At 50.4% G+C, this 15,567-nt stretch carries 14 protein-coding genes; 9 read left to right on the top strand and 5 right to left on the bottom strand.

All coding sequences use genetic code 11. The features are described from left to right. Positions 1-216 precede the first annotated feature (216 nt). Together HNR62_RS13815 and HNR62_RS13810 are read left to right on the top strand one after the other, a co-directional pair. Entirely contained in the window at positions 217-717 is a 501-nt protein-coding gene (locus HNR62_RS13815) for a putative pterin-binding protein (protein WP_239552815.1), read from the top strand. Next, on the top strand, positions 714-2,648 hold the full coding sequence (locus HNR62_RS13810; RefSeq protein ID WP_204796661.1) for a GGDEF and EAL domain-containing protein: 1,935 nt from the start codon (positions 714-716) through the stop codon (positions 2,646-2,648). The genes HNR62_RS13815 and HNR62_RS13810 overlap by 4 nt, the downstream gene beginning before the upstream one ends. Positions 2,649-2,669: 21 nt before the next feature. Here the strand turns inward: HNR62_RS13810 and HNR62_RS13805 are convergent, their stop codons facing one another. Both HNR62_RS13805 and epmB read right to left on the bottom strand, forming a co-directional pair. Then, entirely contained in the window at positions 2,670-2,978 is a 309-nt protein-coding gene (locus tag HNR62_RS13805) for a hypothetical protein (RefSeq protein WP_204796660.1), read from the bottom strand. A 14-nt stretch (positions 2,979-2,992) separates the two neighbouring features. Beyond that, positions 2,993-4,018: an EF-P beta-lysylation protein EpmB gene (gene epmB, locus HNR62_RS13800; RefSeq protein ID WP_239552814.1), complete on the bottom strand. Its 1,026-nt coding sequence runs from the start codon at positions 4,016-4,018 to the stop codon at positions 2,993-2,995. Positions 4,019-4,060: 42 nt separating this feature from the next. Between epmB and efp the strand changes: the two genes are divergently transcribed. After that, the gene (efp, locus tag HNR62_RS13795; RefSeq protein WP_204796658.1) at positions 4,061-4,627 is read left to right on the top strand and encodes an elongation factor P; all 567 of its coding nucleotides are present in this window, start codon (positions 4,061-4,063) and stop codon (positions 4,625-4,627) included. A 129-nt stretch (positions 4,628-4,756) separates the two neighbouring features. On the opposite strand, the gene HNR62_RS13790 is transcribed toward efp, so the two are convergent. After that, a complete protein-coding gene (locus HNR62_RS13790; RefSeq protein WP_204796657.1) occupies positions 4,757-5,800 on the bottom strand; it encodes a GMP reductase in 1,044 nt (347 codons plus the stop codon). A 246-nt stretch (positions 5,801-6,046) separates the two neighbouring features. Here HNR62_RS13790 and HNR62_RS13785 point away from each other — a divergent pair, with 246 nt between their 5' ends. The 3 genes from HNR62_RS13785 to HNR62_RS13775 all read left to right on the top strand — a co-directional run bounded on the left by HNR62_RS13785 (position 6,047) and on the right by HNR62_RS13775 (position 9,195). Then, positions 6,047-6,445: a VOC family protein gene (locus HNR62_RS13785; RefSeq protein WP_239552813.1), complete on the top strand. Its 399-nt coding sequence runs from the start codon at positions 6,047-6,049 to the stop codon at positions 6,443-6,445. 270 nt (positions 6,446-6,715) lie between these two features. Next, on the top strand, positions 6,716-7,690 hold the full coding sequence (gene epmA, locus HNR62_RS13780) for an elongation factor P--(R)-beta-lysine ligase (RefSeq protein WP_204796656.1): 975 nt from the start codon (positions 6,716-6,718) through the stop codon (positions 7,688-7,690). A gap of 290 nt (positions 7,691-7,980) precedes the next feature. Next, complete coding sequence (locus tag HNR62_RS13775; protein ID WP_204796655.1) at positions 7,981-9,195, top strand: tyrosine-type recombinase/integrase; 1,215 nt, start codon at positions 7,981-7,983, stop codon at positions 9,193-9,195. Between the two features lie 89 nt (positions 9,196-9,284). Here HNR62_RS13775 and HNR62_RS13770 read toward each other — a convergent pair whose 3' ends face one another. Then, on the bottom strand, positions 9,285-10,091 hold the full coding sequence (locus HNR62_RS13770; RefSeq protein ID WP_204796654.1) for a hypothetical protein: 807 nt from the start codon (positions 10,089-10,091) through the stop codon (positions 9,285-9,287). Between the two features lie 207 nt (positions 10,092-10,298). On the opposite strand from HNR62_RS13770, the gene HNR62_RS13765 reads away from it, so the two are divergent. From HNR62_RS13765 to HNR62_RS13755, 3 genes are all read left to right on the top strand, one after another. Next, entirely contained in the window at positions 10,299-12,572 is a 2,274-nt protein-coding gene (locus tag HNR62_RS13765) for a helix-turn-helix domain-containing protein (protein ID WP_204796653.1), read from the top strand. 67 nt (positions 12,573-12,639) lie between these two features. Then, the gene (locus HNR62_RS13760) at positions 12,640-13,683 is read left to right on the top strand and encodes a dynamin family protein (protein WP_204796652.1); all 1,044 of its coding nucleotides are present in this window, start codon (positions 12,640-12,642) and stop codon (positions 13,681-13,683) included. 37 nt (positions 13,684-13,720) lie between these two features. After that, positions 13,721-14,509, top strand: coding sequence for a hypothetical protein (locus tag HNR62_RS13755; protein WP_204796651.1), 789 nt, complete (start codon positions 13,721-13,723; stop codon positions 14,507-14,509). Between the two features lie 99 nt (positions 14,510-14,608). Here HNR62_RS13755 and HNR62_RS16405 read toward each other — a convergent pair whose 3' ends face one another. Then, positions 14,609-15,463 carry a restriction endonuclease gene (locus HNR62_RS16405; RefSeq protein WP_204796650.1) on the bottom strand — a complete coding sequence of 285 codons (855 nt, stop codon included), beginning with the start codon at positions 15,461-15,463 and terminating at the stop codon, positions 14,609-14,611. Positions 15,464-15,567: the final 104 nt, after the last annotated feature.

Below are 15,567 nucleotides of genomic sequence, written 5' to 3'. Positions count from 1 at the left end.
ATACTTCCTGTTCGCTGAACAGACCATAATTCAAAAACCGGGCCTCTGTGCCCGGTTTTTTAATTTTATATGCTGAAAATATCGTAATGAACAGTGTTATTACTCAATTACACTTCAGTCTGACTCAATGATTTAGGTATGATGGTATTCACTTGAAGCATTATGTTATTCCTTCGAAGGGGATATCCGGCCTGTCGGTGTTAAGGAGAAGCGGTAATGAAACTGATGGGCAGAATACTGATGTTGCTGCTGTGGTCCTGGCAAGCCCAGGCGACGGAGCCGGTAGTGCTGACCCTGTTCGGGGATATCCGACTCGATGAGCGGCAATTTGAGCGGCTGGACTTCACTCTGAGCGAATTGCAGGCCATGCCCCAGTCCGATATCACCACTGTCCATCCCTGGGTAAACAGGCCGCATCACTACCGAGGGGTGGATCTGAACCGGCTGATGGCACGACTGTTCGGCCATCGCCGCGTGGCTACCCTGTATCTGGAGTCCCTGAACGGCTTCAGTGTGGCCGTCGACTGGCCACAGGTCAGCCCCTTTGCACCCATTCTCGCCTGGCAGGACGATGGGAAGGTGATAAGTCGTCGCAATAAAGGCCCCTTGTGGCTGATGCTGCCCTATGATGCTGTGCCCAGGGTGCGGCAGGCCGACTTCTTGCATTTTATGGCCTGGCAGCTCCGGGTGATCCGGGTACTATCGGAGCCTGAATGAGACATTTGTTACCTTTATCGCTTCGCGCGGCCGGCCTGTGTAGCCGTGTACACCCCTTCAAGTTTGTTATCGGTGGCCTCTTGCTGCTGGGCATGATCATACTTGGCAGTGCTGCAACTCATACCCTGATGAATATTCGTCAGCACAATACCCTGCTCGAACAACGAACCTACGAGGTGCCCTGGTCGTTTATGCAACTGCGGCAGGAGATGGGGCGTTTTCTGGATGCGGTGCGACTGTTGCATGCCGGGGCCATCGGTCAGGATGAACTGGCACTGCGTTACGATATTCTCTGGAGCCGGATCCCGATACTGCTGAACAGCCCGCTCAGGGATAGCCTCGGTGATCGGCCCGACCTATGGCTGTTGGTCGGGCAGATTGATACTCGGGTGCGGGGGGTGGAGCAGCAAGTGGCCGACCTGCAACCCGGCTCACCGGATTATCGTTTTATACTGGCCGAGCTGACCCCCTACCTGGAGCCGTTATCGCGTACCGTGACCGCCAGCATGCATGACAATGTGCGATTTTATGCGCAGTATGATCAGGCTTACCGCCAGTTGGGCAAGCGGCTTTCTATCCAGATAGTCAGCCTCTTCATTACCTTCGCGTTGCTGCTGCTGCTGTTGTTGCGGGAGCTGCGGCGTTACTGGATTCAGCAACTGCGGGATCCGCTGACCGGACTACCCAATCGTTTCGCCTTGCAACGAGGCACAGCGCCGATGATCGAACAGAAAACGCCCTTCAGTGTGACGGTGCTGGAATTGAAAGATTTACCCGAATACCATCACCGTTTCGGGTTTGAGGTGGCGGACCGCCTGCTGCAGGCATTCAGCCGGCATCTGCAGCAGAGCCTGCAAGCTCACGAGTTTATTGCACTGCCCTGGCAGGAAAAAGTGGTGGTGGTGGGCCGGGGCGTGGTGTCGCTGGAGGAGGTGCGGGCACAGCTGTCCCGTTTTCGTCAGGCGCTGGCCGACAAGATCTCCATCGATGCCCACGATTTTTACATGACGCCCATCATGGGCGTGGTGCTTTATCCGGCAGATGCGGACAATCTGGTGGATCTGCTGGCCCGGGGGGAGCTGGCACTGGCATTGTGCCGGCGGGAGCGGCTGCCTTATGTCTTTTTCGATCCTTCCCTGCTGAAGGAGATGTCGCGTCGCCATCAGCTGGCACGGGATCTGCCGGCGGCGCTGGACAGTAGCAACCTGAGTCTGCAATTACAGCCTCTGATCGAATGGCCCTCTGGTCTCTGTCGTGGGCTGCAAGCGCTGTGGAGCTGGCATCATCCGGGCTTCGGGATCATTTCGACGACGGAGCTGATTCGGGTCACCGAACAATACCAATTGTCGGAACGGTTGTTTATGTGGCTGCTGCAGCAGATCTGTCGGCAGCTGCCCGGATGGCAAGAACCGGGCGCTTCCTCGTTGTTTGTCAGCCTGCAGGTGCCACCGGCGCTGTTTCGGCCCGGGCTGGAGCAAGTCATCCTGCCGGTGTTACGACAGCACGGGCTCTCGACCGACGCGCTGGTGCTGGATATCGATGAAGACATGGTGACGCAGGATAGCCGTGAGACGCTGGCCGTGATGGCAGGGCTCCGGGCGGCAGGCATTCGCATGGCCTTGACCGAGTTCGGCAGCGGTTGCTCGGCCTGGGGAACCCTGTCGCAGCTACCCATAAGCTGGCTGAAGCTGGATGCCACCTTCTGCAGCGGTATTGAACGTGAGGGAGAGCCTCGCCGCCGGCTGAAGACCCTGTTTGCTCTGGCCCGGGTACTGCAGCAACCGCTGATTTGCTGCGGCGTCCAGCATGCGGCGGAGCTTGAGGTGCTGGAAGAGATGGGCCAGCCGTTGCTGGTGCAGGGGGACGCGGTCGGCGAGGTCTTGTCGGCGGAGGAAGTGGGCAGCTGGCTCAGGCACCGCCAGCCTCGGTAGCCGGCGGCGCGGCCTCGATGATCAGGACAGGCGGACGAACTGGCTGAGGGTTTCGGCCAGCAGCTGGATTTTGTGCACCATGCGTGACAACAAATCCTGATATTCCTCATCGGTGGCCGTTTGCAGCAGTTCCAGCTCTTCCGCCAGTTCGGCCACATAAGGCATGAAATGATCCGCGTGGGTGATGAACTGGCTGTCTTCCCGCAGCACGGCGCTGAATTTGGCCTGGCCGCGGGTGCGCAGCTCGGCCAGTTTCTTGTCCGCATCAATTGCCTGGTGATACAGCTCTTTCAGGGTGTCGTTCAGTTTTGCGGTAACGGAATCGTGCATATCTGTTCCTTTTGTTAATGTCGGTTCGGTTCAAGACCCAGATCGATGGGCGTCTTGCTGTGTTCGCCGCCGATTTCGCGGACCAGCCTGGGGACCAGAAAGCCGGGCAGCCGAGCCAGCATGGCGGCCAGCAGGGCGGTGGCTTCATTATCATCCACCGCAAAGTGGGCGGCGCCCGCGACCTTGTCCAGCTGATGCAGATAATAGGGCAGCACCCCGGCTTCGAACAACCGCTCCGACAGCTGGCACAGGGCCTCGGTGTTATCATTCACCCCGGCCAGCAGCACACTCTGGTTGAGCAGGGTAATACCGGCCTGGCGCCAGGGAGCAAGCCGGGCTGCCAGCTCGTCGTCGATTTCATTGGCATGGTTGATATGCAACACCATCACCGCCTGCAGACGACTGTCGCTTAGTCGTTGCTGCAACGCTGCGGTCAATCGGGTCGGAATCACCACCGGCAGCCGGCTATGGATGCGCAGTCGTTTCAGATGAGGTATGGCTTCCAGGCCGGTGATCAGGCGGTCGAGATGTTCGTCCCTGGCCATCAGGGGATCGCCGCCGGAGAGGATCACTTCGTTGATCTCGGCATGGGCGGCGATATAGTCCAGCGCCTCATGCCAGCCTTCCCGACCCGGGCTGTTGTCCGCATAGGGAAAGTGACGACGAAAGCAGTAGCGGCAGTTCACCGCACAGCCGCCGCGCACCACCAGCAGTACCCGGGATTCATACTTGTGCAACAGGCCGGGCAGGGCGCTGTGGTGCTCGTCGAGCGGGTCGGTGACAAAGCCGGGCACCTGCTCGAATTCTTCCCCCAAGGGCAGCACCTGACGCAGCAGCGGATCCCGGGCGTCACCCGGACGCATCTTGTCGGCAAAGGGGCGGGGCACCCGCATCGGAAACAGCCGCCGGGCCCGAAAGCCCGACTGCCAGGGGGCAGCGTCAATCTGCAGGTAGTGCAACAGCTGTTCGGGAGAGGTAAAGGCGCGGGCAAGTTCTTTTTGCCAGTTATTATGTAAATCGCCCCCATTTAGGGGTATCATTGCCGGCATTTTCTGCAACTCTGTCAAACTCACGAGGGTAAAATGGCCTCTTATAGTACCAATGATTTCCGTGCCGGCCTAAAGATTATGCTGGATGGCGAGCCCTGTGCCATTGTCGAAAACGAATTCGTCAAGCCCGGTAAGGGCCAGGCGTTCAGCCGCGTGAAGATCCGCCGTCTGCTCAACGGCAAGATGCTGGAAAAAACCTTCAAGTCCGGTGAAACGGTGGAAGCCGCCGACGTGGTGGACATGGAACTGGCCTACCTGTACAACGACGGCGAGTTCTATCACTTCATGAACAACGAGACCTTCGAGCAGCTGGCCGCCGACGAGAAAGCCGTTTCCGATGCCAAACTCTGGCTGAAAGAGCAGGACGTGTGCACCCTGACCCTGTGGAACGGTGCCGCGATTTCCGTCACCCCGCCCAACTTCGTCGAACTGGAAGTGGTGGAAACCGATCCGGGCCTGAAAGGTGACACCGCCGGTACCGGCGGCAAGCCCGCTACCCTGAGCACCGGCGCCGTAGTACGGGTGCCGCTGTTCATCCAGATTGGTGAAGTGCTGAAGGTGGATACTCGCTCCGGTGAATACGTTTCCCGCGTGAAGTAAGCCTGACGCTTTGCTCAATAAAAAACGGCGCCTTTTGGCGCCGTTTTTTATTGAGCAAAGCGGTGAGGAGTGAAGCGTAAGGAGTGAGGGGAAAACATGTTTAACCCTTCACTCCTCACTCCTCACGACTTACTCCTTGCCGTAAACGTTGTTTTCCTGCTCCCGCACCCGGATGAAGGTGGTGCGCTTGGTCAGCTCCTTCAGATACTGGGCACCCACATAGGTACAGGTTGAACGCACGCCGCCCAGAATGTCCTGAATGGTGTCTTCCACCGGGCCGCGATAGGCCAGCTCGACGGTTTTGCCTTCTGCGGCTCTGTACCTGGCTACGCCGCCGGCGTGTTTTTCCATGGCGCTGGAAGAGCTCATGCCATAGAACGTCATGAAGGTCTTGCCATCGCGCTCGACCAGCTCGCCGCCGCATTCTTCGTGCGCCGCCAGCATACCGCCCAGCATCACGAAGTCGGCACCGCCACCGAAGGCCTTGGCCACATCGCCGGGGCAGGTGCAGCCGCCATCGCCGATGATCTGGCCACCCAGACCGTGAGCCGCATCGGCGCATTCGATAATGGCCGACAGCTGCGGGTAGCCGACGCCGGTTTTAACCCGGGTGGTGCAGACGGAACCCGGGCCTATGCCGACCTTGATGATATCGGCACCGGACAGGATCAACTCTTCCACCATTTCGCCGGTCACCACATTACCGGCGATGATGGTGTGGCGGGGCCACTGTTTGCGCGCCTTGCCGACAAAGGCAGTGAAGTGTTCGCTGTAACCGTTGGCCACATCGATACAGATAAAGGCGAGCTGATCCGACAACGTCAGTATCTGCTGCAGTTTCTCGAAGTCTTTTTCGGAGGTGCCGCTGGAGACGATGACGTGCTGCAGCACATCCGGACTTGCTTGCTGAACAAATGCCTGCCACTCGGCCACGGAGTAATGCTTGTGTACCGCGGTCAGCATCTGATGCCGGGCCAGAGCGCGTGCCATGGCGAAGGTGGCCACGGTATCCATGTTGGCGGCAATAACCGGCACGCCAGACCAGCGACGACCCGAATGTTTGAAAACGAATTCGCGGCCAAGCTCTACCTGAGAACGGCTGTTGAGCGTAGAGCGCTTGGGTCGAAACAGCACATCACTAAAGCCCAGTTTCAAGTCTTCTTCGATACGCATGGTATTACCTCGATAAGTGACAGGCACAAAAAAACCGGGGGTTTCTTAGGCCCCCGGTTTTCAGCATTCTATGCCGCTGAAAACTTTTTGCAACAATCCTGACTCATTGTTCAATAATTATGTCGGATGAATCAGGTCCGGCCTGACCCTGAAGAGAAGCCATGAAGACCGCCGAAACGGAAGGGTGCTGTTATTTTGTACGATCTTGCGTCATGCTGTTAGCATCCTGGCAGGGAGGGTTTCGTTATGTTCAAGATACTGGGGCTGGATCATCTGGTACTGAGGGTGAGGCAGCCGGCGCGGATGCTGGATTTTTACTGTCGTATTCTTGGTTGCAGTCTGGAGCGGGAAAAAAGTGACATCGGCCTCTATCAGCTGCGGGCCGGAGAGCAGCTTATCGATCTGGTCGATATTCGTGGCCCGCTGGGAGGGGACGGTGAAGCCCCCGATCGGTGCAAGGCCAACATGGATCACTTCTGCCTGAGAATCGAACCTTTCGATGTGGACTCTCTCTGTACCTATCTCGCGCTGAACGGGGTGATCATCGATACGCCGGTCATGCGTTACGGTGCGGAGGGGGAAGGCCTTTCGGTTTATCTGTTCGATCCGGAAGGGAATCAGATAGAGCTGAAAGGCGCCCGCTAAGCTGGCAAGCGCCTGCATTAAGTAATACCGCATAACAGGAGTGGTTCAGTCGTCATTCCCACGAAGGTGGGAATCCAGGGCCTGTAGCGCAGAATTTTCAGACTGCGGTTCACCTGTAAAGACACTGGACCCCCGCCTTCGCGAGGGTGACGACAAAGGCAAACCAATCCTTGCATCCACACCTGTTACGCAAGATTACTTATAAGCTGGCAAGCGCCCACATTAAGAGTAAAATCCGCTTATTTGGGCGCCATTTACATGACCTCGCACATGACTTCGATTGCCTGGCCACCCACGGCCACCCTTGCGTTTCTACAACAACGAGCCCGACTGCTGGCGCGGATCCGCGGCTTCTTTGCCGAGCGTGGCGTGCTGGAAGTCGACACCCCGACCCTGGCCAGTGCCGGCGTGACCGACGTTCACCTGGATAACTTCGAAACCCGTTTCGTCGGCCCCGGCATGGCCCGGGGACTGGCGCTTTACCTGCAAACCTCGCCGGAATTTCACATGAAGCGGCTGCTGGCGGCGGGCAGCGGCGCCATCTACCAGATCTGCAAGGCCTACCGTAATGAAGAGTCCGGGCGGCTGCATAACCCGGAATTTACCATGCTGGAATGGTATAGACCCGGCTTCGATCACCACCAGTTGATGGATGAAATGGCCGATGTGCTGCAGACGGTGCTGGGGGGCGGTGCCCCCACGCGGCTCAGCTACCAGCAGGCGTTTATCGATACCCTGGGTGTGTGTCCGCTGACCGGCTCCCTGGAGCAGTTACGAGCCGCCGGCCTGGGCCTGGGGGCCGACGATCTGGTGGCTCGTGAAGAACACAGAGATACCCTGTTGCAGCTGTTGTTTGCACTGGGGGTCGAGCCCCGTATCGGCCAGACAGTGCCTTGTTTCGTCTATCACTTTCCCGCCAGTCAGGCGGCACTCGCCCGGATCAGCCCGCAAGACGCCCGGGTAGCGGAGCGGTTCGAGGTTTACTTCAAAGGCATAGAACTGGCCAACGGCTTTCATGAGCTCAGTGATGCGGCTGAGCAGCGCCGCCGGTTCGAGCAGGATAACCGGGAACGGATACAACGGGGCTTGCCGACCCGCCCGGTGGATGACTATCTGCTGGCGGCACTGGAGGCCGGGCTGCCGGACTGCGCCGGGGTGGCGCTGGGCATAGATCGGCTCGTTATGCTGGCGCTCGGCGCCGACCGTCTGGAGCAGGTGATCGCCTTTCCGGTTAACCGCGCCTGAGCGTTCAGCGCCTTAGCCCCACCTGGTTCAGGTTCGTCGCCGATGCGGGTATCATAGGGGTATCCGGACGCTGCTCAGCCACTACCAACCACATCAAACGGATAGTTCAAACATGCTGCTGATGATCGATAATCGACATTCAGGTCCGGCGGGGTCCATTAAGGTCTTTTGATAAAACCTTAAAGCCTAAATTATCAGTGTTTTAGCTCCATTTCAGGCTTTTTTCGTCTATTGCCATCCATGAAAATTGCGGGTATCGTTGCGGGTATCTAAATCAGGATACCCGCATTATGCCGCTGACAGATGCCAAAGTTCGCAACACCAAGCCCGCCGACAAGCCGCAGAAGCTGGCCGATGGTCAGGGCCTCTACCTGGAGGTTCGGCCTTCGGGAGCAAAGCTGTGGCGGTACCGTTATCGCATTGCTGGCAAGGAGAATGTCTTTGCCATTGGCGAGTATCCAACCATTAGCCTGGCTGGCGCTCGTACCGAACATGACAAGGCGAGAGCCCTGGTCAAAGAAGGGATCCATCCATCGCACCAGCGGCAAGCCGAGCGCCTGATAAACAGAACAGCCAATGCCAGTACCTTTGAATCGCTGGCGCGGGAGTGGATAGACAAGAAATCTTCCGGCTGGACGCCCTACTACCAGCGCCAGGTTGAACGCTTTATGGCTGCAGATGTGTTTCCTCATATCGGAAAGCTTCCCATTCGCAACGTATCGGCAGCTCACCTGCTGGAAATTATTCGGCGTGTAGAGGAGCGGGGAGCGGAAACCGTGGCATTGCTGATCCGGCAGTGGTCGTCCGCTATCTTTCGCTATGCCGTTGCCACCCTGCGTGCCGACCACGATCCTGCTGCCGCCCTGAAAGGCGCGATTCACCGTCCCAAGGTGGAGCACCGCAAACCCCTTACTCGAGAGCAGATTATTCAGTTCATCAAGGCACTGGACGAGTATGGTGGCTACAGAACCACTGTGATTGCCTTGCGGCTGATGCTGCTGACCTTTGTGCGCACGGTAGAGCTGCGCAAAGCCGAATGGCACGAGTTTGATTTGGAACGGGCCGAGTGGCGGATCCCGGAAGAAAAAATGAAGATGCGCCAGCCTCACATAGTGCCACTTTCCCGGCAGGCGGTTGAGCTGCTACGAGAGCTGCATACCTTCACTGGTGGCCGTGCTTTGCTGTTTCCTAACCTGCGTAACCCGGATACCTATATGACGGCAACCACGTTGAACCGAGCCCTGGAGCGTATGGGGTTCAGCGGCAAGGGCAGCATTGGCTTCTCGGCTCATGGCTTTCGGGCCACAGCCTCCACCTTGCTGAACGAAATGGGCTACCGCTCCGATTTAATAGAGCGCCAGCTGGCGCATGCCGAAAGAGACAAGGTAAGAGCCAGCTACAACCAGGCCCAGTATCTGGATGAGCGTAAAGTCATGATGCAGGAATGGGCGGATCTGATAGATGGATTGGCATCCAGTGAGCCACTGGGTGAAAAGAAGCAGTAATTTACTATCGTGAAAATAGTGGTAAATGAATGGGAGCGAAGGTCGCTCCCATTTTTAGATACAGAGAAACTGCCAAACTGTCTCAATTCTTAACTTTGTTGCTTTACCAACCGATAGGTGGCGTTGTCCCAAGTCCAGGTTTCATCAGCCTTTCCCGGAACCTCCATCACAATTTTTCCACCTTCCACTTTTGTTTCAATCATGTCACTGCAGGTGCCAAACGTTGGCGTGAGCAGGGGCTGGCCATGATGATGAGACACAAGCAGCATGTGCATGGCCGGGAAGCCGGTGCCGCCGGTCAGTAACTGGATAACAGAGATTTTGTTATCACTGGTGGTGTACTCCTTCACCACATGAGCACGGTAGTAATCGGTGACAGTAAAAATAGGCTCTTCATTCAGAAAAATATGAGTGACACCTTCGTCGTTGGTGTTCAGGCTGACCTTGAGAGCGGGTAAAGTAGCGGCTTGCTCAAAGTAGGTATGGCCATTGCTGTAGGTAACAGAGGCACCATCAAACCGCACTTTCTCTCCCACCTTATCAATCAGATAGTCATAGACTTCATCGCTGTCTGCCAAGTCGATGGTGTCTCCATTATCGGTTTCCAGCCAGAAGTCCATTGAGGCGTATTTTACCGTGCCTTCTGCAGTGCCCGGGATCTTGGACTCAATCGTCAAGTCAGCCATGGCTGGCGCGCTAAGCAAGGTAAAGGCGGGAAACTCAGCGCAGAAATTTGTTTTTTCATGTTCTCTAGATAAAAGCTCCAATAATAAGTATTCAGCTTGTGAGAATGGGGGGTGTAAGGTTGTTCTCATCCAGAAGCGCTGGCGCTGAGAGAGCAGCGGACATTGAATTTGTTTGATTGGATTGAATAATGTACTGGTTAAGGCGGCCACTTTGTATTCATGTTTGTTTCATTTAATGCAGTATATGCTAACGAACTGGTTGACACTTCATCACTACCTGCTAGGTAGAGTGCTGTGTGTGTTAAGGGTAATAAAAACAGTGTATTACGTTATTTTAGACAAATTTGTCTAAGTTCTTTGCATGATTTTGACTTTGGTGTTAGTGTTAAATGGTTAGTAATTAGATCAAATAAAATTATGAAAGAAAGTGAAATTTCTGAAAAGCTTAGCTTATATCTTGTACAGCTGAGAAAGCTCGCAGGTCTATCTCAAGAAGATGTTGCAGTTCGCTCCGATGCATTTGGTATGAGAGGCGTTCTCGATCAAAGAACAATATCTAGAATTGAGAAGCAACCCCTTAAAGCTTCGGCAATAAATATTGCTGCCTATTTAACGGCGGTAGGTTCTGAACCTAGCGAATACTTTATATTTCTTGATGGTTTAACTAATAAGTTGGGAAGGGCATCTATGGATGTGGTTAATAAAAAAACACGTCATGCTATCTCAAGCATGATAGAGAAATCTGTAGTTAATGTGATTGGTGCTAAAGAAGCTTTACTTTCACACACTCATTCATACCTGAATGATTTTTTATTAGAGGATAAGTTAGATAATGGTATTTATGCTCTCAAAAATTTAGATCGAAAACCTGTTATTGGTTTCTTTGGTCACTTTGATGCAGGCAAGTCCACGCTAATAAATACGATTATAGATGAAAAGCTACTACCAGCTAAATATCAGCCAGCTACATGTGTTGTTAATCTTCTGATGCATGAAGATGATAGGCCAAACTTAATTAATGGGCAAGTGGCATTGTTTTCAAAAGGCTTTATGCCTCATATGATCCATGATGAAAGTATGGTTAAAACCTATCTAATTGAACAAGGCGATACAAGTGTTCTAGATAGGCTTGGTATCCACAATTACGATGAAGACCTATCAAGTGATGCATATGTAGCCGTTGTTTTTTCAACAGCTGAAATACTTGAGCGTGCATGGTTGTTAGATACTCCAGGTAATCTAAATGATGAGGATTCAGGAGATAGTGAGAAAGCTCTTGGTGGAGTTGAGCTTGCCGATGGTATTGTTTTTCTTTCTAAAACTACAGGGTTTATGTCTGATGTTGAACTATATTTTGGCGCGCAAATCATTAGACAAAGACCACCACTTGATAAACTTAAACCACTAGAGCATATATTGTTCGTTCAGTCACACTGTCACTCTGAAATTCCTTATGACGAGGTTTTAAAAGTGGGGGATATTGCATTCAAAAGATGCAAAAAGCAGTTTGATGATTTAGTGTTTGAATCATGGAAGAACGATGGTAAATTAATTACATGCCCAGGTCAAAATGAACTTTCGAATAGAACGTTACCGTTCTGGAGAGAAAATGAAAAATATCGTAATGAATTAGTAGATGAAGTAGATAGAATGGTAGATTACCTGACCAGTAATCATGTGGAAATAGTGAAAGATAACATTGAAAGAATAAATAAAAGCTTGAATGTTATGCTTGGTCAAGTGATTCATGAGCTAGAGAATAAAAAAGACTCTGTGGAAAATAGGGTGAATGATATTTTAGCTCAAGAACAAGAGTTTAGAAAAGAGTCTGATATATTAAAAAAAGAATTCTCCGAGCTGATCTCTTCATGTAGAGCAAGGGAAGTTCATGATTTAGCTACACTAAGGAATTTTTACGATAGTAAGACAAGTGTTGAAAGTTTGACAAAACTTATAGAAAGTTCTTTTGATAATCAAAAAACAGCTCAAAATGAAATAGGTAACTATATTGGCCAACTACTTACTACCGAAATAGAAAATACTTTGAAAGGTAGCGGTAAAGCATTCTCTTTTGATCTTGATAGTTTGCTTGTACGTTGGCAAAAAAGCACCCCAAACATTTGTAAAGAAAGTGATTGTATATCCAGTGTTGGTAACTTGGAGCTTGATATTTCAGGTTTCGACTCGAGAGCTGCATTCATTGGAGGATTATCAGGTATTAGTAGCCTGGGTGCAATGTCGCTTTATGTATCAACTATCGCTAGTAACCTAGGGGCCTATATACTGGTCGGAAAAGCTGCAGGAGTTCTTACTAGCTTGGGCTTGGCTAGCAGTGTTACTTCTGTAACCAGCTTTGTAGCTGCTATTGGTGGACCTATCACTATAGGCATTGCAATAGCTGCAGCTATTGGATATATGTTTTATCGTTTGGCTGGAGGCTCTTGGCAGAAAGGGTTGGCTAAGAAAGTTTGTGAAGCATTTGAAAAAGATAGTGTTTGGGAAAAAGTAGAAAATCCAGTTAAAGATTTCTGGGTAAGCACTGAACATGCAACTAAGTCTGGCCTATCTGAACTAATATCGGAAACTGAGTGTTTTATTGAAAGCCTTAAGGAAGATGCAAGTAAAGAATACAATGTTAATGAATTGTCAAACTGTATAAAAACTTTATCAAAAGTTAAAAGTTTCTTTTGATCTACTAACTAGGTTAGCGCATTGTGTGCGCTAACCTTAATGTTTATAATTGCGCGGGTCCTTATGCATGAATGCTAATAATGAAAAAATAAAAAATGCAATTATTAAAATCTCCAAAGTTAGAGGAATATTAAATAAATTAAACTTTGATGACGGTAGTGTAAGAGATGTGATTGAAAAGGTTGATCTCTCGTTTGATTTTATCAAATGTTTTGATAGAAAGCCTGTTATCGGTTTTTTTGGTCAGTTTGATGCTGGTAAATCAACCTTAGTTAACTCTCTTACTAATGACGGTATTCTACCCACCAATTATCAGCCTGCAACATGTGTGATTAACATTCTGATGCATGAGGATGATAGACCTGAACATATAAATTCCAAAGTTGCGATATTTAGGCAGGGATTTAAGCCATATATGATTTCGGAAAAAGCGCTTTGTAAGAAATATCTAGTGGAGGATGGTGGTGAAAGTACACTTAAAAAGCTTGGTGCACATAGCTATAACGAATCAAGCCTAAGTGGTGCACACGTAGCAGTAATATTTTCTAATGCTGAAATCCTGAAAAGCACATGGTTGCTTGATACACCAGGCACAATGAATGAATTTAATTCAGATGATGGTGAAAAAGCATTGAGCGCGTTGGCTCTTGTTGATGGAATAATATTCCTGTCAAGAGTAAGTGGCTTTATGTCAGATAGTGAAATATATTACCTCTCTGAGTTGTTAAAGCAGCGCCCACCATTGAATTTTAAAAGACCCTTAGAGCATGTTTTTATTGTGCAATCACATTGCCATTCAGAAATTAGTTTAGAACAAATAGAAGATATAAAAAGAATTGCATGTTTAAGAGCTCAAAAAAGATTGGAGAAGTTGGTTTTTATTGATTGGATGAACAAAAATCATATAAAAGAAATACCTAGCTCTAAATGCATGGCAGAGAGAGTTTTTCCTTTTTGGAGAGAAAGTGATGAGCTATGTTTGAATGTTAGAAATAAGATTGGTGATATGTCTTACTTTTTTAGTGATAAGCACAGTGACTTAATCTCGGCTGGGATTTTAAATATAGAAAATAAGCTGGCTGATACGCTTAGAGGCGCTATGAAGTCATAAGTTATTTGTTTTTAATAAATGTTAGAGTGAGGGTGGTGTGAATAAAGATATTTTGAGTTTATTGGATGGTCTTGATGTTTCATCTAATGAAATGAGGTTTTTTATAGAAGGTATCTCTGGGAGTTGGGATAGGTATTATAAGGACATGCAAGCTAGAAATATAAAGTTAAATGAGGAGAATAATAATAAAGTTCTTGAGCAAGCACTGAAAACTATTTTTGAAGAACAAGCTGAAGAACCTGAGTTAGAGGAACTGGAGGCAATAAATATACATGACTTTGTTCTAGAGTATTGTAGAAAAGAGATGCTTTCATTTCGTCAGATATTTGCATCTATTAAAGATGAACTTGCTGACGGAATAAAATTTGTTGTATTGCCAAGTGAGTTGTCAGATAGCAAAGCAAAGAAAAAATTTGATAATGCGGTAAGTGCATACGCTCATAAACCGAGCGGCAGAAGTTATGACTTGCATGACTATGTGCCTAACTTTGAAGTTCATCGCTTCAACTTACTTGTACAGTTTGACACAACAGTATTTGGAAGCGGTAAGACAGGAATTTGTTTTACCGATTCTTTTTTAGTATATAAAGGTATAGGAGTATTGCCTCATGACTTATATTATTACTCAAAGGTTGAATCCATGGACATAGATCCTGATGATCATGAGCTGTCTATAACTGGGTTATCTTGCACAGGTGAGAATAGAGAATATTTCAAATATAATTGTTACAAGATAACTCCAAAACTGATGAAGGTTGTTGATTGTGTAAATAAATTCATTAATCAACCATCACTAAAATTAATAAAACATCTAACCAGTCAATAATTAACCATTTTGGTTTGTTATAGGTCTTGATACTCCTGGCCACTCTGTTCGTGGCCAGGACGAATAATATTAATCAGATAGATAAAAGCCTGTTTCGCGTTAACTCACAGCCTTACCACCCACCACATCCATCAGTTCGCTGTAGCTGGTGACCACGTCGTACTTCACGTTTTCGCCCGGGCTCTGGCCACTGATCTTGTCGAAGAAGCGGCGGGCACAGTCGATTTTGCGCTCTTCTATGCCGCGCAGCTCCAGGGTAGACAGGCTGCCCTTGGTCTCGGCGATAAAGTACACATGCTTGACGCTGCCTTCCTTGAAGGCGATGGCCCAGTCCGGGTTGTAGTCGCCCACCGGCGTGGGAATAAGAAAGCCACGGGGCAGCTTGGCATACACCACTACGTCAGTGCTGGTATCCAGTTCGGCCACGAAGTCACGCTCTATCTTGGAATCGGTGATCACGTAGTCGTAGATATGATTTTTCAATTGGCTGCCGGCCAGTGAAAAAACTTGCCGGCTTTGGGCTGCGGTGAAAATGTCGGTATCGTAACGGTCGTCTGTTTCATCGTAAGAGAGCTTTTCGATGATAACCGAAGCCTTCTGCTCCTTGATAAGACGTGTGGCTTCCGCCAGAAAGTGCTCCGGGTTCTGCTTGAACTGGCCAAACACTGCTGGCTGTATCTTGCCCAGAATAGCGGCAATGGTTCTGCGAGTCAGGTTGGTATCGGTGGCGAGCTTGCCTACCAGGTCGTATTTAACGCCAGAGTAAGCGCTGGCACTGTGATATTCGTTCTCTGTGTCGGCTACTTTGAACCCCTGGCCTGACTTGAGTTGATCGTCGGTCAGGTTCTCCTTCTGAATACCCGTCTGAATGATGTATTGCAGGGGAGTGACCTTCAGCTCCTTGTCGAGCACGCGAATGCAGTTGGCAATCAGCTCGTTGGAGTCGAAGTCCACCTTGTAAACGTAAGCGGCTAATTAACCCCATCTTCCCGCGCTAACGTCGTTGCGGCACGCTACTCCTCTCAACAAGAGGAATGGCAATGACCCCACAGCAAAAA

The sequence above is a fragment of the Oceanisphaera litoralis genome (assembly GCF_016907015.1).
Classification (GTDB): Bacteria; Pseudomonadota; Gammaproteobacteria; order Enterobacterales; family Aeromonadaceae; genus Oceanimonas; species Oceanimonas litoralis.
The sequence above is the reverse complement of the archived record's forward strand: the minus strand, read 5'-3'. Positions and strand labels throughout refer to the sequence as shown.